This window comes from Novosphingobium sp. TCA1 (assembly GCF_009811895.1).
Classification (GTDB): Bacteria; Pseudomonadota; Alphaproteobacteria; order Sphingomonadales; family Sphingomonadaceae; genus Novosphingobium; species Novosphingobium panipatense_A.
Genome location: NZ_BLJH01000001.1, coordinates 114,151 through 133,046 on the forward strand (window position 1 = coordinate 114,151; position 18,896 = coordinate 133,046).

General features: G+C 62.7%; 17 protein-coding genes and 1 tRNA gene. 10 read left to right on the forward strand and 8 right to left on the reverse strand.

Annotated elements, in window-relative coordinates; genetic code table 11:
• Positions 1-17: 17 nt before the first annotated feature.
• Positions 18-428: a sugar transporter gene (locus NTCA1_RS00640; RefSeq protein ID WP_159827230.1), complete on the reverse strand. Its 411-nt coding sequence runs from the start codon at positions 426-428 to the stop codon at positions 18-20.
• A 102-nt stretch (positions 429-530) separates the two neighbouring features.
• Here NTCA1_RS00640 and NTCA1_RS00645 point away from each other — a divergent pair, with 102 nt between their 5' ends.
• From NTCA1_RS00645 to NTCA1_RS00655, 3 genes are all read left to right on the forward strand, one after another.
• The gene (locus NTCA1_RS00645; RefSeq protein ID WP_159827233.1) at positions 531-1,073 is read left to right on the forward strand and encodes a 2'-5' RNA ligase family protein; all 543 of its coding nucleotides are present in this window, start codon (positions 531-533) and stop codon (positions 1,071-1,073) included.
• Between the two features lie 108 nt (positions 1,074-1,181).
• A tRNA-Met gene (locus tag NTCA1_RS00650) sits at positions 1,182-1,258 on the forward strand.
• A gap of 287 nt (positions 1,259-1,545) precedes the next feature.
• Positions 1,546-2,306, forward strand: a protein-coding gene (locus NTCA1_RS00655; RefSeq protein ID WP_159827236.1) for an IS5 family transposase whose coding sequence is annotated in 2 segments (ribosomal slippage) — positions 1,546-1,879 and positions 1,879-2,306 — 762 coding nt in all. Because the reading frame shifts where the segments join, the coding sequence is not laid out codon by codon here.
• On the opposite strand, the gene NTCA1_RS00660 is transcribed toward NTCA1_RS00655, so the two are convergent.
• The 3 genes from NTCA1_RS00660 to NTCA1_RS00670 form a co-directional block, all read right to left on the reverse strand.
• Complete coding sequence (locus tag NTCA1_RS00660; protein WP_159827239.1) at positions 2,259-2,447, reverse strand: hypothetical protein; 189 nt, start codon at positions 2,445-2,447, stop codon at positions 2,259-2,261. The genes NTCA1_RS00655 and NTCA1_RS00660 overlap by 48 nt on opposite strands.
• Complete coding sequence (locus tag NTCA1_RS00665; protein ID WP_159827242.1) at positions 2,444-2,593, reverse strand: hypothetical protein; 150 nt, start codon at positions 2,591-2,593, stop codon at positions 2,444-2,446. The genes NTCA1_RS00660 and NTCA1_RS00665 overlap by 4 nt, the downstream gene beginning before the upstream one ends.
• Before the next feature lie 226 nt (positions 2,594-2,819).
• Positions 2,820-5,582, reverse strand: a complete 2,763-nt coding sequence (locus NTCA1_RS00670) for a TonB-dependent receptor (RefSeq protein WP_236549021.1) — start codon at positions 5,580-5,582, stop codon at positions 2,820-2,822.
• Between the two features lie 372 nt (positions 5,583-5,954).
• Between NTCA1_RS00670 and NTCA1_RS00675 the strand changes: the two genes are divergently transcribed.
• From NTCA1_RS00675 to NTCA1_RS00690, 4 genes are all read left to right on the forward strand, one after another.
• Positions 5,955-6,485, forward strand: coding sequence for a sigma-70 family RNA polymerase sigma factor (locus NTCA1_RS00675; protein WP_159827244.1), 531 nt, complete (start codon positions 5,955-5,957; stop codon positions 6,483-6,485).
• A gap of 78 nt (positions 6,486-6,563) precedes the next feature.
• The gene (locus tag NTCA1_RS00680; protein WP_159827247.1) at positions 6,564-7,520 is read left to right on the forward strand and encodes a FecR domain-containing protein; all 957 of its coding nucleotides are present in this window, start codon (positions 6,564-6,566) and stop codon (positions 7,518-7,520) included.
• Between the two features lie 149 nt (positions 7,521-7,669).
• Positions 7,670-10,135: a TonB-dependent receptor gene (locus NTCA1_RS00685; RefSeq protein ID WP_236549022.1), complete on the forward strand. Its 2,466-nt coding sequence runs from the start codon at positions 7,670-7,672 to the stop codon at positions 10,133-10,135.
• 76 nt (positions 10,136-10,211) lie between these two features.
• A complete protein-coding gene (locus tag NTCA1_RS00690; protein ID WP_159827250.1) occupies positions 10,212-10,952 on the forward strand; it encodes an energy transducer TonB in 741 nt (246 codons plus the stop codon).
• A 52-nt stretch (positions 10,953-11,004) separates the two neighbouring features.
• Here the strand turns inward: NTCA1_RS00690 and NTCA1_RS00695 are convergent, their stop codons facing one another.
• Positions 11,005-13,131: a TonB-dependent siderophore receptor gene (locus tag NTCA1_RS00695; protein WP_159827253.1), complete on the reverse strand. Its 2,127-nt coding sequence runs from the start codon at positions 13,129-13,131 to the stop codon at positions 11,005-11,007.
• A 750-nt stretch (positions 13,132-13,881) separates the two neighbouring features.
• On the opposite strand from NTCA1_RS00695, the gene NTCA1_RS00700 reads away from it, so the two are divergent.
• Positions 13,882-14,943, forward strand: a complete 1,062-nt coding sequence (locus NTCA1_RS00700; protein ID WP_159827256.1) for a sensor histidine kinase — start codon at positions 13,882-13,884, stop codon at positions 14,941-14,943.
• Here the strand turns inward: NTCA1_RS00700 and NTCA1_RS00705 are convergent.
• The 3 genes from NTCA1_RS00705 to NTCA1_RS00715 all read right to left on the reverse strand — a co-directional run bounded on the left by NTCA1_RS00705 (position 14,885) and on the right by NTCA1_RS00715 (position 17,428).
• Positions 14,885-15,535, reverse strand: a complete 651-nt coding sequence (locus NTCA1_RS00705) for a response regulator transcription factor (protein WP_159827259.1) — start codon at positions 15,533-15,535, stop codon at positions 14,885-14,887. The genes NTCA1_RS00700 and NTCA1_RS00705 overlap by 59 nt on opposite strands.
• A gap of 389 nt (positions 15,536-15,924) precedes the next feature.
• Complete coding sequence (locus NTCA1_RS00710) at positions 15,925-16,614, reverse strand: hypothetical protein (RefSeq protein ID WP_159827262.1); 690 nt, start codon at positions 16,612-16,614, stop codon at positions 15,925-15,927.
• A 1-nt stretch (position 16,615) separates the two neighbouring features.
• On the reverse strand, positions 16,616-17,428 hold the full coding sequence (locus NTCA1_RS00715; RefSeq protein WP_159827265.1) for a DUF2092 domain-containing protein: 813 nt from the start codon (positions 17,426-17,428) through the stop codon (positions 16,616-16,618).
• A 259-nt stretch (positions 17,429-17,687) separates the two neighbouring features.
• Between NTCA1_RS00715 and NTCA1_RS00720 the strand changes: the two genes are divergently transcribed.
• A complete protein-coding gene (locus NTCA1_RS00720) occupies positions 17,688-18,221 on the forward strand; it encodes a DUF4136 domain-containing protein (protein WP_159827268.1) in 534 nt (177 codons plus the stop codon).
• The gene (locus NTCA1_RS00725) at positions 18,218-18,880 is read left to right on the forward strand and encodes a YidH family protein (protein WP_236549023.1); all 663 of its coding nucleotides are present in this window, start codon (positions 18,218-18,220) and stop codon (positions 18,878-18,880) included. Before NTCA1_RS00720 ends, NTCA1_RS00725 begins: the two co-directional genes overlap by 4 nt.
• Positions 18,881-18,896 lie beyond the last annotated feature (16 nt).

The following is an 18,896-nucleotide window of genomic DNA, read 5'->3' on the forward strand; positions in this document are numbered from 1 at the left end:
GCGGGGAAGGGCGCGCGCTATTTCAGCGTGCCGTCCGCCTTTTTGCGCCGGGCATAGATCGTCGAGGCGAGCGCGATAGCCACGATGAGCAGCGGGAATATCGCGGCAGAGGGGCCCTTGGCGCCCAGCAGGTCGAAGCCCAGGAAAGTCCATCCGAACTGGGCGATCACAGCCAGGAACGACAGGGCGAAGAGCGCCCAGGCCCAACCCCGGCGCATCAGCAGCACGATGGCCCCGATGGTTCCGCTGGTCACGGCCACGGCATAGGCCGCCCAAGCCCAGCCGGGCATTTCCCGGAAGGCCTGCGCCTGCACCGGATCGCGGCGGGCGATCTCATCCAGATCGGCGGTGGCCTGCATCAGGTAGGCGGCATCGCCCAGGATATTCCACAGGAGTATGAGAACGGCGATGACACGGAACTTTCGCATGGCCACTTCCCTTTGCACTGGCAGATTTCGGTTTTTGCCCTGCGCTCAGGCGCCTGGCAATCGGGCGAGCGGAGGAGAGGGCGGAAATGAAGGAGCATCTGCATGAACCGCGAGGGTGAGGTCCTTGCCCCGCGGCGCAAGCGAGGCGCCCCGCTGCTCGTCACTGCGGAATTGCCGAAAGACCTGCTCGAATGGGCCGACGGCCTGCGCCGCGCCCATTATCCGCCAGAGCGCAATCACCTTAAAGCCCATGTTACCCTGTTCCATGCGCTGCCGCCGAGCGTGGAGGGCGAACTGCTCCAGGTCCTGGGGGAACTCGCCCGCAGCGAACCGCCGCCTGCGCGAATCGCCGGACTGATGAAGCTAGGCAACGGTACCGCGATCGCGCTCGAATCGCCCGGCATGGCCGAACTGCGCGCGGAGATTGCCGAGCGCATGCACGGCTTGCTCACCGATCAGGACAATCGCCCGCTGCGCCTCCACATCACCATCCAGAACAAGGTGGAACCCGCCGCCGCGCGGGCCCTGCAGGCGCAACTCGGACCGATCTTGCCAGCCGCGACCTTCCGTTTTCGGGGCTTCGGCGTCCATGCCTGGGAGGATGGCTTGTGGCGCCCGATCCGTTCGCTATCTTTTCGAGGCTGAACGCATTTTTGGGTGTTGACCGATGCGAACCTTCCCCCTAGAGGACGCCACCTGCCCGGCAGCGATGCGGGGCACCGGATCTGGTCTCCCATGCGGAGGCCCTGGTTTGGCGGAGTAGCTCAGCTGGTTAGAGCAGCGGAATCATAATCCGCGTGTCGGGGGTTCGAGTCCCTCCTCCGCTACCAAAAAACACCATATAACTAGTAGTTTACGCTAGGCCCTCCGGAGCCTTTTTGCCGTCTGAAAGAGCCGGTTTACAAAGTGCTGTAAACTTTTCAGGCGGAGAGGCGCTCAGCAAGGCTGATGATAACCCTTTCTTCGTTGACGTAGCGCGCCCGCATTTCGGCCGTTTGCGCTCCAACCAACGATCTTTGTAATCTCCTCGTTTGTCAGTCCCTAGGCTCAGGACCTATTAAATCTCTTGCCGAGCGGGTGATTGGTTGATTCAATGGCGGCGCGAGGAGGTGGCGGCATGAGTGATCTGATCTGGTTGTCGGAGGCGCAGATGCGCCGGATCGAGCCATATTTCCCGCTGTCTCACGGCGTGCCGCGGGTGGACGATCGTCGGATCATCAGCGGTATCATCTTCGTCATCAGGAATGGCTTGCGATGGCGCGATGCGCCCGCCGACTATGGTCCGCCCAAGACGATCTATAATCGTTTCATCCGGTGGAGCCGGCTCGGGGTGTTCAACAAGATCTTCTCCGCCCTTTCCGCACAAGGCGGCAAGCCCGACCAGTTGATGATCGATGCGACGCACCTGAAGGCACACCGGACAGCCGCCAGTCTGCTCAAAAAGGGGCTGTTCCCAGACGTATCGGACGCACCAAAGGCGGCCTGAACTCGAAGCTCCATGCGGTGTGCGACGGCAAGGGCAGGCCGCTGGTCATGCTGCTGAGCGAGGGCCAGATGAGCGACTACAAGGGAGCCGCCCTGATGCTCGACGCCTTGCCCCGCGCCAAAGCCCTGCTCGGCGACCGAGGCTATGACGCCGACTGGTTCCGCAAGGCGCTCACCGAACGCAATATCGCGGCCTGCATCCCGTCAAAGAGAAACCGAAACATTCCGATCCCACACGATGCCGTGCTCTATCGCCAGCGACATCGCATCGAGAACATGTTCGGCAGGCTCAAAGATTGGCGACGCATCCACACCCGCTACGACCGATGCGCCCACACCTTCATGTCAGCCATCTGCATCGCCGCAACCGTCATCTTCTGGCTCAATCAATGAGTCCTGAGCGTAGATCGCTAGCTGGGTCACGAACGTGCCGCGCAGGTTGTGGACCACGCGGTCAAAGCCTTCCGACTTGCGGCGTTGCGACACGGCTTCAAGGCTGCTCTCTGTCTGGGCGGTCTTGCGGCTGTTCTTCAAGACAGTACCCGTGCGCTCGTCATCGCGTCCATCGCGCCACTCGGTAAATCGTCATAGATCGGAATGACGGTGCTACCGCCGCGCTTGCCGGTCTTTTCGACGATGATGGCCTTTTCTCCTACGCACTTCCAATCGAGGTGGATCAAGTCCTAGAGTCGCAAGCGGGACAGGTGCGATAATCTCCTCCCTGACCTGTCTTGGATCGGAACCGGAAATGTAGTCGTTTCACAGGTCAATCTGTATCGCAGGAAGGCAGGTCTATGATCCCGCTTTCTGGAAAGGGCAGACAAAATACAAAGTACCCGCCCGGAACAATAGCCGGACGGGTCAGTGATTGCAGACGCGGAAGGTTGATCTGCGTCTGCAAGGTCGTCAGAAGCGGAAGCGCGTGCCCAGTCCGAAATAGCGGCCTTCGTACCGGATATCGCGAGGGTAGGTCTGCGTTTCGTTGAAATAGCGGTAGTTGTTGAACGGCTTGCCGAGGATGTTGCTGACGTCCGCGGTGATCGTGATCGCCGGGATTACGGTATAGGACAGCGAATAGTCCAGTCGGCCGATCGGCTTGGTGCCCTCGCCGACATAGAGTTCACCGGCGGCATTGGGCGAGTAGAAGTTGGTGAACTTCGAACGGTAATTGTACGAAAGCCGGGTGGATATCTTGCCGCGCTCGTAGAACAGGACGGCGTTGTAGCTCCACTTGGACACGCCGGGGATCGCCACCATCCTGGTATCCTGGCCCAGAGCATTGGGAAGCTGGTTCTTCCCGTCCAGATAGGTCACGTTCCCCTGCACGCCGAACCCGGACAGCAGGCCCGGCAGGAAGTCGAAGAAGCTATGGAAGCCCGCTTCCACGCCCTTGATCCGGCCCGATCCTGCGTTTTCCGGGCGGACGACTTGCATGAGGCCATAGATCGGATCCTGCACGTCCCGCGTATAGTCGCTGATGAAGCCGTTGAGGTTGCGGTAGAACATCGAAATGCCTGCCGCGGCCCGCGGGGAGAAATAGTATTCGATCGTGGCGTCGTAGTTGCGCGAGGTCAGCGGCGCGAGGTCGCGGTTGCCGGCGCGGCCGAAGGCGTCATAGCGCCCTGGCGAACCGCCGGTGTTCTGCGCGCGGGTGATGTTCACCGCGGGATTGAGCTGCCCGAATGTCGGCCGGGTGCGGGTCTTGGTATAGGCCAGGCGGACCTGAAGCTTGTCGGTAAAGCGGATGCGCGTGCTGAAGTTAGGCAGGATATCGACATAGTTCTGCCGCGTCTCTTCCGGGGCCTGGACGCCGTCCACCAGCGAAGTGCCGGAATAGACGCCGTCCGTATTGACGATGCGCACACCCACGAGGCCACCGATCTCCACGCCGCCGATATCGAACGCATACTTGCCCTGGGCATAGGCGGCATATGTCTTCTCGCGCGCATCCCATGACGCTAGCGGATCGAGCGGCACTTCGGCGCTGGACCAGCGCGCGACATTGTCCGCCAGCCCGACATCGTTGGGATTGAGCGCCGCAAGTTGCTGCAACCCGGCAAGAGAGATCGCGCGCAAGCCGTCGATATTGCCGCGAACCGCCGCGCGGCTGGGCGCGAGCCACTGCGTGAAGCCCTGCACGCCGCCCCGGAAGGTGTTGTCCACCAGCGACATCTCGCCCAGGCCAAGATCGTTCATGCCGATGCCCAGGTCCATGAGATAGGCATAGCGCGAGCCCGAGCGAACCGAGGAGTTGCGGGTCGTCACCCGGCTGCCGACCTGCAACAGCGGCAGGAAGGGAATGTCGGTCTCGAGCGAGATGTCGCTACGCCACTGAATGCCGTTGCCCTTGCCGATATAGATACGGTCGAAGAAGCCGCGGAACTGGTAGTGGCTGGGATCGGTCGCATCGAAACCGGGCAGCGAGAAGGCGGCGGAACCTTTCACGTCGAACGCCGCGTCCACCGTGGGCGCGGACGTCAGGGCGGAGTCGAGGCTCCACTCGGTCTGCTTGAACGTGCTGTTGGTATAGGCGAAATCGGTCGAGATCGTCGCCTTGCCGGTGGTCCAGATCGCGCCGATCGCGCCCTGGTAGGTGTTGGTATCGCCATTGACCGTGGAGCGGTAGATATCCGGGCGCCAGCCGCCGGTCTTGGTCAGGCTGGCGACCTTGTTCGGTTCGTCTGGATCGAGCACGACATTGCTGAGCTGCGCGCCAGCGAAGCGCAGCGAGGTCGCGAAGAAGTCGTTCGCATCACGGCCGCGATAGGCCTGCCACAGGCCGTCTGCATAGATCTCGAGATTGGGCGCCGGTTTCCATTGCAGCGAGGCGTTGATCGACGGACGCTTGCGGATGCCGCTGTTGTAGAAGACGCCGACGGCCTCGGGAAAGACGAAATCACGCCCCACCGATTCCGGCTCTACCGTATTGGCGACATCGGGCGCCAGCACGTCGGCACTGTTCCACCGCGCGGCATTGCGAAACTGCTGCTGCGTATAGGCGAAGTTGATGAGCGCGCCGATTTCGCCGATGCCGGTCTGCCAACGGTCGGTGATCTGGAGGTTGGCGTTGGCCAGGTCGTTCTTCTTCGATTGATCGTTGTAAGTGCCGCGAACGGCGCCGGCGATCTCGAAGCCCTTGAAGTCGAAGGGCCGCCAGGTGCGCACGTTGATGAGGCCCGCAAGACCCGGCTCGACCAGATCCGCCGTGCCCGATTTGTAGACTTCCAGCGCCCGCAGGGCGCCGGGAGGAAAGTCCCAGAGCGCGACGCCGCGGGATTCCGCCGTGAAGATATCGCGGCCGTTGAACGTCGTGGTCAGGTCGGGCAGGCCGCGAACCAGCACTTGGTTGGCTTCGTCCCCGGACCGGCTGACCTGGATGCCCGATACGCGCGCAAGCGATTCCGCCGCGTTGTTGTCGGGCAACTTGCCGATGTCCTCGGCCACAACGGCATCGACGATAGCGTCTGAATCGCGCTTGATCTGGGCGGCGTTGAAAAGGCTGGCCCGGAAACCGGTGACGATAATGTCTTCTGCCGAGGCTTTGTCGGCAGTCGTGTCGGCAGCCGTCGTTTCGGTGCCATCGCCCGCATTTCCGACAGTGTCCTGAGCCCATGCAGGCGTCGCAAGCGCGGCACATGCGCACGACAAGTACAGTCTGACTTTAAGCACAGATATCTCCCCCAGTGTTTCACTCGGCAGATCGGGGCGTTTTCATAAGCCACGAATCTACAGTGATTATTTATTGGTATCGCTTCGATTTATCGTCACACCGACGACTCCGCAACCATAAATTAGTCTGAGTAAATGCGCGGTAGCATAATGTTGCGCGGGGCTGGCTTTCCTGCGCAATGCTGAGGGGGAAAGACCCTTCGAAAACCAAGATTTGGTCAGGGCACGTGACTGCCGATAGGCAATACTGCGCCGCATTGCATCGCGGGCTGCTTATCGATACGGGCTGCGAATGATTATCATTTGCTGAGATGTCACGGCTCTGCATGGCAGATCGGGTGATGCCGCAGCCGGTTGATAGAAGGATCGATTTTGCGTTCCGATAGCCTGTGGGGCGAGATTTATGGCGCACACCGCAGGGCGCTGATCGCTTATGCGGAGCGTATCGCCGGTAATCGCGCCGAGGCGGAGGACGTCGTTCAGGATGCGTGGCTGCATCTGCGACAGGCTCTTGATCGTGACAGGCTCCGCGACCCGGTCCCTTATCTTTACCGGATCGTGCGCAATCTAGCCATCGATGGCCGCCGCAGGGCCGGCAGGCAGGCGCGGCATGTGGCGGACGAAGCGGCGGCAGACCTTACCGAAATCGCGGACGATGCGCCTTCGCCGGACGTGGTCGTCAGTGCGCAGGTCGAATTACGATGCGTGGAGCGGGCGTTGGCGTCGCTGCCCGAACGCCAGCGCATCGCCATTGAAATGTATCGCCTCGGAGACTTCAAGCTGCGCGAGATTGCGGAACGATTGAACATCTCGGTGTCGCTGGCGCATCTTCTGATCGTGAAAGGGCTGGCCGAATGCCATCGCCTCTGCCGCCCCAATGATCTGGCGGGAGACGGGCGATGATGGCTCTGCCGTTGAAAAATCAGTCGGCACGAACGTCTATCCGTTATGTCGGCTGCAATCCGGCCGGGGAGAATATCCATGTCGGGTGACGCAGAACGGATCAGCATGGAGGCTGCGGACTGGCTCGTGCGCCTGCGCGAACGTCCCGGCGATCGCGAGGCGGCCAGCGCGTTCGCAGCATGGTGCGATGCCGACGCCGCGCATGTGCGGGCCTGGGAAGAGATGCAGGCGCTGTTCGACATGATCGGCAGTGTGGAGGCGAACCACCCTGACTACCTCGCGCCTGCTGCCGATGGCCGTTCCGCGCCGTCACAAGTTCGCAGGGCGCTGCCGAAGTGGCGCGTGGCGGCGATGGCGGCGGTCATTGCCTGTATCGCTGTCCTTGGCGGTCCCGAGATCATCCTGCGCCTGCGGGCGGACCATCTGACCCCGGCGGGCGGTATGGCGAACGTTGCGCTGGATGACGGCAGCCGGGTCAGGCTCGGCCCGGACAGTGCGATCGCCGTCGCTTACACGCCGGGCCACCGCAACATCCGCCTGTTGCGCGGACAGGCATGGTTCGAGGTTCACCCCGATCCCGCAAGGCCGTTCCGCGTGGAGGCCGAAGGCATCGCCGCCACCGCGCTGGGCACCGCCTTCGACGTGCGCATGATCGGCCCCGACCGCAGCGTTGCGGTGGGCCATGGGCGCGTCCGCGTGGAAGGCGCTGCGTCGTCCGTGCTGGGGGCGGGTGACTGGGTGAGCGCAGCGTCCGGCAGGGCGGCGGTCACCGGTCATCAGGCGAGCGATCTCGCCGGTATCTGGCGGACCGGTTCCGTGGTTATTCGAGGGCGCACCGTCGCCGAGGCGATCGAGGAATTGCGCCCTTGGTACAAGGGCCGCATCGTGCTTGCCGACGAGGCAATCGGGCGCAAGCGAGTCACCGGCATCTTCCGCCTTTCGGACCCCGAGGATGCGCTGCGCGCCTTGGTCCAGCCACACGGCGGTGGGATCGTGCAGATCACCCCGTGGCTGATGATCGTGACTGGAAATTAGCCTCGTCTTTCCGCCATTTCCGCCTGCGACGAAAAATAATTCGCCATCTGTTTGGAAAAACCGCCCCGCTCGGCGTGGAGCTAATAACGGCTGTTGCGACGCATTATCGAAATGGTCCGCGCCGGATTATCGCTTTCGAAGGAGCATGCATGACTGGGGGCAAGACATTTCGCGGTACGATCGGCGTGCGGGCGATCGGGCTGAGGACGCTGGCGATTACGCTGGCCACATCCACGCCGCTGGTGCTGAGCGCGGTGCCTGCCCAGGCACAGGCGGCGGGTCAGCGCAATTTCGATATCGCCGCCCAGCCGCTGACCGAGGCGATCATGCAGTTCGGGCGGCAATCCGGGTTGCAGATAACGGTCGACACTACGCTCGTTGAAGGGCGTAGCAGCGCCGGTGTATCCGGCACGCACCCCGCCGCCGAGGCACTGAGCATCCTGCTGCGCGGTACCGGCCTGACCTTCCGTTTCACGAGCCGGACCACCGCCGTTCTGGAGCCCGCACCGCAGGCCTCGGGCGCTGCCGTGCAACTCGGACCGGTCAAAGTCGAGGGCGCGAGCGAAGGTGCCGCATTCGCCTCGTCCGATCCCGGCGTGACCGAAGGCACCGGTTCCTACGCGGCACATACGGTCACGGTGGGAAAGAGCGCGCAGTCGCTTCGTGAGATTCCCCAGTCGGTCAGCGTCATCACGCGCCAGCGGATGGACGACCAGAACCTCACGACTGTCAGCGAGGCGCTGGATCAGGTAACCGGCGTGCGCAGCTTCGGCTACGAGCGGCAGGAGCAGTACATCATCCGCGGCTATGCGGCGAATGCGCAGTACAACGGCGTGCCGCAGCAGGAAGGCTCGGACAAGGCCAGCTCCAATACCGACGACCTCGCGTTCTTCGACCGTATCGAGGTGCTGCGCGGCCCCTCGGGCCTGCTGACCGGCAGCGGCGAGCCGGGCGGCACGGTGAACTACGTGCGCAAGCGGCCGACCGACGTGCTCGCGGTATCCGGCCTTGCTTCGGTGGGGTCATGGGATCGCTATCGCGGCGAAGTCGACGTAAGCGGCCCGCTCACCGCCTCGGGCAACTTGCGCGCCCGCGTGGTCGGCGTCTTTCAGGACGAAGACAAGTTCTACGACGTCGGCTACAACCACGACCGTTCGGTCTATGGCGTGGTGGAATACGACGTTACGCCCCGGACCACGCTGGGCGTGAGCGGTATCTATTCGCAGCGCACCTACATCAATTCCTTCGGCCTGCCGCTCTATGACGACGGTACGGTTCCGGCGCGCGGGTCTTTCACCGGTTCCGATGCGCCGTCGCGCACCCGCTCGCGCGAGATGGTGGTCGATCTGAGCCACGATTTCGGAGGCGGCTGGACGTTCAAGAGCGCCTATAGCCTGCGCCGCCTGAACTACGGCGGCTATTCGGTGTTCCCTTATGAAGCCATCGACCGCGAGACCGGCCTGGTCAGCGGCATGTCGGCGGGCCGGGTCGAGCAGGAAACGAAGTGGCACAGCTTCGACGCGCATGTGACGGGGCCGGTGCATCTGCTCGGCATGACGCATGACCTGACGTTCGGCGTCAACCGTTCGCGCTACGATTTCATCGGCGGCACCAAATTCGTGAATCCCGGCTCGTGGGATCCCCTGAACGATCACGACCTGTCCGCCGTGATCGATGAGAACATCACCTATCGCTATGAGACAGTGACGGCGCAGACCGGCTTCTACGGCTCGGCGCGCATCCGTCTGGCCGATCCGCTGACGGTGATCGTCGGTGGGCGCCTGACCAACTTCACGATCAAGGATCGCGACGTCTTCCCCGAAGTCACTCCCTGGATCGACAGCAGCGCCACGACGAAGCGGCGCTTCACGCCTTATGCCGGGGCCGTGCTGGATGTGACCGACCAGTTGACCGTCTATGCCAGCTACACCGACACGTTCGTGCCGCAGACTGCGCAGGACGTGAACAACAGAACTCTTGCGCCGCGGGTCGGGTGGCAGCTGGAATCGGGTATCAAGGGCAGCTTCTTCGATGACGCTCTCAACGCCTCGATCGCGGTGTTCCGCATCCACGATTCAAACCGCGCGATCATTGATGAGGAAAACATCGGCTGCGGCGGCACAGTCGACGGCACCTGCTCCCGCGCTTCGGGCAAGGTGCGCAGTCAGGGCGTGGAACTGGAGGTCAACGGCAGCCTGCTGCCGGGCTGGGAGGTGACGGCCGGCTATACCTACAACCAGCAGAAGTATCTGAGCGATTCCGATCCGGCTAACGTCGGCAAGCGTTTCCTCCCCGCCCAGAGCCCGGAGCACATGCTTAAGGCATGGACCCAGTTCGACCTCGCCAAGGCGGGCGTGCAGGGCTGGGCATCAGGAATACAGGTGGGCGGCGGCGTCCAGTGGCAGAGCAACATGTATACCGACCTCATCCGGCAGGGCGCCTATGCGGTCGTGAATGCCAAGCTCGGCTATGCAATCTCCGAGAACTGGGATGCCTCGCTGGTGGTGAGCAATCTGTTCGACAAGACCTACCTGCGCATTCCCGGCTACGCGATCTTCTACAATATCTACGGAGAGCCGCGGAATTTCCGCCTGACCTTGCGCGGCAAGCTGTGATGGACCCGTGCCCGGGCGCATGTCGTCCGGGCACGGACAAATATGTGATCAGAATGAACGGCGGGGCGCAGGCCACATGACCATCAATACGAGCCGCGCGACCGATGGCGTTCCGGGGCGTTCGGCGCTGCGCTATGGGGACTTGCCGACGGACCCGAACGCGCGGCTCTTCGGTCTGTTCGGCACCGCCTTCATCGCCTTGGTGATCGCGGCATGTTCGCTGCTGTCGTGGCAGGTCTATTCGGCCCTTCAGCCGCAGGCGCACCTTGCCGTTTTCGATGTCGCCATGCCCGCAGCCCCGCCCGAACCCGCCAACGAGATCCCGCCCGGGCCGAAGCAGGTTCGGAAGGAGACGGCGAGGGCCCATCCCGATCGGCCGCAGATCGAAATCGCCCAGATCCGGGCTCCCGACGAAATCCCGGTCGCGCAGGAGGCGTCCGACCCGGTCATCGATCCGGGGCCGCCGATCGAAAAGACCAGCGCACCCGAAACCAAACCCGCACCACCTGCCCAGAAGGCCAGCGATGCCCGGCCGACATGGGAAGGGCAGGTACTGGCCGCGCTCAACAAGGCGAAGCGCTATCCGCGCGAGGCTGCGTTCCGCCACCAGCAGGGCGTGCCCTACATCCGCTTCGTGATGAGCCGTGAGGGCAAGGTTGTGTCGGTGCGGCTGGAACGCTCCTCCGGCATCCGATCGCTGGACGACGAGGCGGTCAGCCTTCCAAAGCGCGCCGCCCCGCTGCCACGGCCGCCCGAGGACGTGAAGGGCGACACCATCGAACTGGTCGTCCCGGTCGAGTTCTTCATGCAAAGATGAGCACAATGTCCATCACGCACTAGCGACAGACTCAACCGCTACCTGAGCCGCATCAGAACCGCCGGTTCAGACTTATCATGAAGGTGCGCGGCTCGCCTGGCGTTGTGCGGGTCAGCGAGGCGGTCGGGAAATAGCGCTTGTTCAGGATGTTGCGCATGTTGGCCTGGATCGACCATTCGTCCAGCTCATAGAACAGGGATCCGTCGATCAGGGTATAGGCCTTGAGCCGGAACGGCGCGGTCGCCCCGGCTACGGCCGAAGCGGTGCTGGCCATGCGATCGCCTTCGTGGTGCAGGCCGAACCCGGCGCCCAGATTGGCCAGGGCGCCGTCCTGGATGGTATAGCGCGCCCACAGGTTCGCGATGTAGCGCGGGATGGATCCCAGGCGCGAGCCGACCTGCAGGCGGTTGTCTGCGGTGACCTTGGCGTCGAGGTAGGTGAACGCACCGGTCAGTTCAACGCCCGGAAGCGGGCGCCATCCTGCCTCGGCCTCGACGCCTCGGGTGCGCTGCTCGCCGGTCAGGACATAGACGTTGGGAATGACCGCGTCTGCCGTTGCCACGTTGGTACGAGTCAGTTCGAAGACGGTGAACATGCCGGTCAGCGAGCCGTCCTTGCGCGCCAGCTTGATGCCGCCTTCGTAATTCACGCCGCGTTCGGGCGGCAGGCTCGATCCATCGGCGGCGCGATAAGTGCCCTGCGGATTGAAGGACTTGGCGTAGTTCGCATAGAGCGAAATCCAGTCGCTTAGCGCCACCGTCGCACCGGCCCGCGGACTGAAGGCATTGTCGCTGACCGTGGCGTTAGGGATGCCGTTGTTGGTCACCCGGCTGGTCGCCTTGTCCCAGCGCCCGCCCAGCGTGACGGTCAGCAGGTTCCCCAGCTTGATATGGTCCTGCACGTAGAAGCCGCGCTGACGGGTGCGGCTTGCATATGTGGTGGCGGGCACCGCGGGATTGTGCGTGCTCAGTGTGCCGTAGACCGGATCGTAGAGGTCCAGTTCGTAAGGCATGCTGGAATCGTAGAGATTGACGTTACTGGCCGAACGCCGTCCATAGTCCAGTCCGGCAAGCACGTAGTGGTTGAGCGGCCCCGTATCGAAGCGCGCACTGGCATTGGTGTCTACGCGGAAGTAGTCGCCGTTCTCGGCATAAGGCCCATAAAAGGCGCGGCGCACGCGGCGGTAGTCGGAGGATATGCCGGTGACGAACAGCCAGTTGTCCCAGGTATTTCGGAAGTCCTGATAGCGCAGCGACTGATGGATTGCGATCGCATCGCTGAACTTGTGATCGAAGACGTAGCCTGCGTTCCAGTAGTCGTTGTCCTGCACCGCTGGATACTCGGTATCGTTGATGGACAGCTTGATGTCTATCGGCCCGTTCGGATTGGTTAGCGCGGTGCCGTAAGCGGTGGTCGGCGACCAAGGGTTGATATGATCGTCGACGTAACGGCCGAGCAGCGTCAGCGTAGTGTTCGTATCGGGCGCCCATGTGATCGCCGGGGCAAGGAACACGCGGCGCTGCCCCGAGGCGTGGACGAAGAAATCCTGATCGCGATACACGCCGGTCAGTCGTGCGAGCAGCGTGCCGCTGGCGTTGAGGGGCAGGTTGGCATCCAGGGTCAGTTCCTTGAACGCGTAGGAGCCGCCCGCGATGCCGACGTCGACAAAAGCCTCCTTTTCCGGGCGCTTGCTGACCAGGTTGACGATACCCGAGATCGGCCCCTGTCCGAACAGACCCGACGCCGGACCCTTCACCACCTCGACCCGGCCGAGCGCGGTCATTTCCGAGGTGCCGTAGCCGGTGTCGTCCAGCAATCCGTCGAGATAGGTAGCACCAGCGCTGGCGTTGAAGCCGCGGATGTTGAAACCGTCGAAAAAGCCATAGTTGTTCGACCGGGAAACACCCGCAACGTTGTAGAGTGCTTCGGAAATGCGGCGCACACCCTGATCGCGCAGAAGCTCTTCGGGCAGGACGGAGATGGGCTGGATATTCTCGAGCATCGGAATGTCTGCCTTGGCCGCAACCGGCGCCGCCGCGAGCTGACCCGTAACGACGATGGTACGTCCGTCACGCGCTTCCTCCTCGGCGGGTTGGTCTTCTGCTGCCTGGGCAATGGCAGGCGCGATGCATGCAAACGCGGCGACGCTAACCGTCAGATGGCGGCAGATTTTCCTCAATGTTCTTCCCCTCAAGCTCGCGGGGCTGCTGCTACTTGAGATAATAATGACACGCAATAGCAATATGACGGTTGCTTTCCTTGAGTGTGGCGGTGCTCAAGCTATTCCGCTCCCGCTCCAACGGCATGGCGATCGATACGGCGCTGGCGGCCCCGATGCTGGACCGCGTCATCGATTGCGAGGGGCTCGAGTGAAGAAATCAAATCGAAGAAGGATTGGGCCCATGTCTGCCGCAGCCAGTGAGGCATATCAGCGGGATGAAATGGCCAGGTTGGCTCTGCTGCGTTGCAGAGTGCTTTAGTGCGACGCAGCATGGCGGAATGCGTGCTGCGACCCGCAAAGACGATGATCTTGAAAAAATTCAGCTAAATCAAAGGGAAATCCATGCCTTGCGATGCGAGGCCCTTCATGTTGCACGACCGAATGCCATGTCGGCGAACGTTAGCTAATCATCTTTCATTTGAACAATAGCAAAATGAGTAATGGTCTATAGGGAAAATTACTGATGCATAAAAACCGGCTCATAGGGGCTAGTCGTGTCATCGGTATAATACATCTAGAGAATCATACTTAGTTACGTTATTGAAGCGATGTAAAAATTGGTGTGATCCAGCGGGGGCTGTGCGGATGACGAACCCGATAAACGATTGCAGCGGTGTCGTGATAGCGATGCCGATGATAGCAAATCAGCGCCACAATACAGGTCGGACGGATATAATTCGCGGTCTTTTCGAGGCGGTTCCGTTAGACATGTTTGTCGTGGGGCCGGACGGTAATGTCGTGGCGGCCAATATTTCCGATTCCATGCTTGCAATTCTGGGATCCGACTTTTCGAGAACCGCGGCCGGATCTTCGTTCCACGCCGTGCTGGACAGGTTGCCGGTCGAAGTCGAAACGCGGTCGGATATGGGCGGCCATCTTGCCCGGGTTCTTGACGGAGCGGTGATTTCGGTCACCCGCAGCTATCCGATGCGGGCTTCGGGCGCGGAAGAACTCTCCGTGGAAATCACCAGGGTTGCCGATCCCGTCGGTATGACGCTGGTGGTTCTGCAGGGGCGGCAGAAGGCGGGCGACCTTGTATCCCGCCGGGCGCAGCAGGCCCAGATTCTTCTGGCGCAGGAAGAGGAGCGCCGGCGCATTGCGCGCGATCTTCATGACGGTACTTCGCAGCATCTCGCACTGGCGCAAGTCATGCTGGAAACGGTGCGCAAGGCGCGCACATTCGATGCGATCGAGGCGGCCTGCCTCGATATCGAGGCGGCGCTCAGCACGGCGCAGCATCAGATGCGCACGCTCAGTTATGTCCTCCACCCTCCTGAGCTGTCCTCGGGCGGCATAGCCGAGGCGCTCGATGCTTTTCTGAAGGGCTTTGCCAGAAGAACGGGGCTGGACGTGCGTTTCCACGATCTGGCGGGAAGGCTGCGGCCCTCACCGGATCTGGAGATCGCGCTCTACCGTGTGGCGCAGGAAGCCTTGGCCAATGTGGGCAAGCATGCCTTCGCGCGCACGGTCGACGTTCGGTTGACGACGGTGGCAAAGCATATCGTGCTGGAGATCGAGGACGACGGCGTCGGCATTCCCAGCGATATCGCGGAAGGGCGACGGCGGGAAGCGGTTGGCGTCGGGCTTTCGGGAATGCGGGAGCGGGTGGAAGCCCTGGGCGGCATCTTCTGCGTCGAACGCCGTCCGAACGGCACGCATATAGGCGCCTTTTTTCCGCAGCGCCGCCAGAACGACGCGGCCGCCGAAGCGGTCAAGGCTCAACGATATTGTTCCGAACCGCATAAAGTACGAGTTCCGCGGTCGTCCTGAGCTTCAGCTTGTGCATCGCGGCGGCGCGGTGCGTTTCCACGGTCTTGACGCTGATGTTCAGCATGTGGGCGATCTGCTTGTTGAGTTTGCCTTCCGCGATCAGTTGCACGATCTCGCGCTCCCGGGCGGTCAGCATGATGCCCTTGTCGGCGGCCAGATTGGTCTCGATGAAATGCTCCAGCAGGGTCTCCGAGATCGCGCCCGAGAAGTAGGGCTTGCGCTTGGCCAGGGCCTTGGCCGCCGAGACGAGATGAATGGCGCTGTCCGACTTGAGGACATAGCCCCGCGCCCCGGCGCGCAGGACGTCGATCAGGATGCTTTCGCGGTCGTGCATCGTGTAGATCAGGATCTCGGTGCGCGGCAGTTCGTGCTTGATCGCGCGGGTCAGTTCTAGGCCGTTCATGAGCGGTAGCGAATAGTCGAGAAAGGCGATGTCCGGCTTGGTCTCCACCGCAAGGTTAAGCGCCTCGCGCCCGTCTGACGCTTCCCCCACCACCTGAAAGTCGGCATGCGATTCCAGCAGGGTCTTTACGCCCTGGCGCATCGCCTGGTGATCGTCGGCGATGAGGATTCTGCTTGTCGTCGGGCGCATTCTACCCCCTTTTTATTGCGGCGTTGCAGGTCGTGTCTTCGGCTGCGGAACTTCATCTTCGCTGCGATGGAGCCCCGTTCAATCGGGAGTTTCCCTAGCATTCCGGCATATCTGCTCCACAAATCACGGTGCGGGCGGGCATAAATCCTTAGGACGGCACGAAATCGAATTTGCTGCGCAAAATCACCCGATATGTCCATTGGGCAAATGCCAGTCGCTGTGGATAGCGGTGGTACGAAATCGCTGGAAAAACTTCGTAATATTTCTCCGATGACGGGGGTTTAAGAGCGCCTTGTCTTTCCGACCGGCAGTCGCCGGAGCAGTCCTTCGGGAAGGACCACTCCGGCGACCCTGTTCCACCGGTGCAGGACCGAGGGGGTACATGAGCCTTACCCCGGTGGATTGACGATGATGTAGGTAACCCCGGAGGACTGGTACTGCGGGCGATACCAGACATTGTTGCAACTGAAGTAGGTCACATCGCCGCGAACGACCTTGGGGCAGTTCGAGGGCAGGGTGTAGACCACCGAGCCGACACTGGTGCTCTGGATCACGACCGTATCGGGCTGCGACGAACTGGCGACGACAGCCGCGGTCGTTCCCGCCACGATGCCCACTGCCGCGGCATCCCAGAAGGGGTCGTCATACCATCCCCAACCCCATCCCCAACCGGGCGGTGGAGGAGGCGGCGGTGGCGGCATGGGGTGCGGGCCGGGCCCGGGGCCGGGATGAGGTCCAGGCCCGGGATGAGGTCCAGGTCCGGGGCCAGGACCGGGTCCGGGGCCAGGCCCAGGCCCAGGGCCCGGGTGCGGTCCTGGCCGGTCACCACCACCGCCTCCACCGCCTCCACCGGGATGCGGGGCAGGAGGGCCTTCGCGCGGTATGGAGGGGTTGTGGATGCCGCCTCCGCCGCTGCCCGGCGCATGGAAATTGGTGCGGCCCTGGAAGCCGCCGCCGCGCAGGCCGCCGCTCATGTGCATGCCGCCGCCGCCGAAGCGGCGCTGGGCCTCGGCCGGCGTGGCCGCGGCGGCGATCACTGCGAGCGCAGTGGTGAGCCGGGCGATCTGGTTGCCGTTCATCTCAGTTGCCTCCCGAAAGGGCCGCGAGCTGGATCGCGCTGGCCGTTTTCGGCGGGACGAAGGCGAAGTCCTTGGCTGTGAGCGATGGGGCGGTGTTCCAGTCAAGATCGGCGCTGTAGGAAGGCCTGACGGGATCCGACCGGTCGGTGATGACGATCCTCAGCGGGAGCGGCGCCTTGCCGCGCGCGATCCAGATCTGCCAGTCGAGCGTGTCGCCGCGATAGGCGAACTGGTCCGCTTCCTTGCCGTTCACACGGGCGAAGCCGACGCGCACGGCCGAAGTGATACCCTCGGTTACGGGATTTTCGGACCAGTAGAATATGTCGGCCAGCGGCAGGTCGATGCCGTAGTCGAGGTAGATCTTGTCGACGGTCTGGCGAATGGTCGGCGGTGCGGCCACTTTCGCGTAGTAGTTCTGACGCGGCACGTTCACCGTCAGCGACTTGCCGTCATAGAAATATTCGCGAACCGCCCGGTCCGACTTGATCTCCACGTAGAAGGCGGTGGGCCGCATGACCTTGTAAGTGGCCTCGTAATCGAGGTGGACCAGCAGGTCGGTATCGGCAAAGGCCGCTTCTGCCGTGGCCTTGGAATGGAATTCGAAAGTCTTCAGAGACTTCAGGTAGTTGCCCATGCCGGTGAGAGCCTGGACGGCGACCGGATCGAGCGTATTGGCGGCGGTCTTCGGTGCCGCCGGTTCGGGAGCGGTAGGCGCGCTCTGGGCCCATGCCGGTACGGAGGGACCTGTCAGGCAAAGGGCGATGGCCAGGGAGGCCATGGCTCTGGCGGCGGGCCGGAAGCGCGGAACGGGCATCGGATCACTCCTCTAGCGGGTCTACGCGAGGACAATTCCAGTTTCGCGGGCCTCCTCCCATCCGGGGAATCCCTCTGATCGGGCCGGAATTCGCCTTGGTCCCAATTCGTCTTGGTTATTGCCTGGCGGACTTGCGTTTGCCCAGCGCCCCGAAGGCGCCGCGCTCAGGGACGCGCCACGCACTGCATCAGGGAGAATCCCGATAGCTTGAAGCCGTCCGTGACCGGATAGTTCGAAGGCCCCAAACAAGGAGAAGACCATGAAATCGCAAGCCGTGACCCTGGTCTGTGGTGCTTTGCTGACAGCCGCCTGCGCTACGACGCCGAAAGTGACTTTCGATGCCGATCCTTCGGCCAATTTCGCGGGCTACAAGACCTATAGCTGGGCCTATACGTCCGCCCCTCAAGGGGTGAACCCGCTGCTGACCCAGCGCGTGAAGACCGCCGTGGAAAGCACCCTGGCGTCGCGAGGCTATACGCAGGCCGCCACGGGCGATTTCGCCATAGGGTTTACCCTGGGCTCGCGTGACCGCGTGGAAGTCTCCTCGCTCGGTTCCTATGGTCCCTACTTCCGTCCTTGGGGCGGTTGGGGCGGCTTCAATCAGGTCGATGTGCGCAACATCACCGACGGCACCCTGACGGTCGACGTCTACGACAGCGGCAGCAAGGCCCCCGTCTGGCACGGAACGGCCACCCAGGAAGTGAGCGGCAGCACCGCAAGCCAGGAAAAGGTCAGCGCGGTCGTCACGGCCGTCCTTGCCAACTTCCCGCCGCCGGCAGGAGCGGCCAAGTGACCACGCCGACTTTTGAAAAGGAGCACGGCATCGCGACGCCGCGCCCGGATCGGATCGAGCTTCCTGCCGTGCCCGACCTCCCGGACGTGGTGGGGCTCGATTCCGACGTGGCCTCCACGACGTTTTCGCGCTTTCGCAGCAATCTCTCGCGGTTTCGCACGAACCTGTCGGAGCATCGCACCGATCTGTCCGAGTTCCGTACCGATCTTTCGCAGCATCGCACGGGGCTTTCCGAGAACCGCACCGAGATGTCGATGCGGCGTACCGGCATGTCGTTCCACCGGACCCGCATGAGCGCAGACCGTACGCTGATGTCCGAGATCCGCACCGCGCTTTCTTTGATCGGCTTCGGGTTCACGATCCATCAGGCTTTCGCGAAGCTGCACGATGCGGGCGTGATCGCCCATAGCACCGCGCCGCGAAACTTCGGGGTGGCCCTGATCTTTCTGGGCATCGTGCTGCTGTTCGGCGGGATCGGGCGCCACCTCCAGTTCGCACAGGAACTGCGCGGCAACCGCCGATCCATGACCGACGACGGCCTGATCCACGGCGAGACGGTGTTCCCGATCTCGCTGACGCTGATCGTCGCGGTGCTGCTGGCGATCCTGGGGATCGCGGCGATCGTCGGCATCGTCTTCAATCTCTCCGGGATGAACTGAAACGTGGCAACGCAGG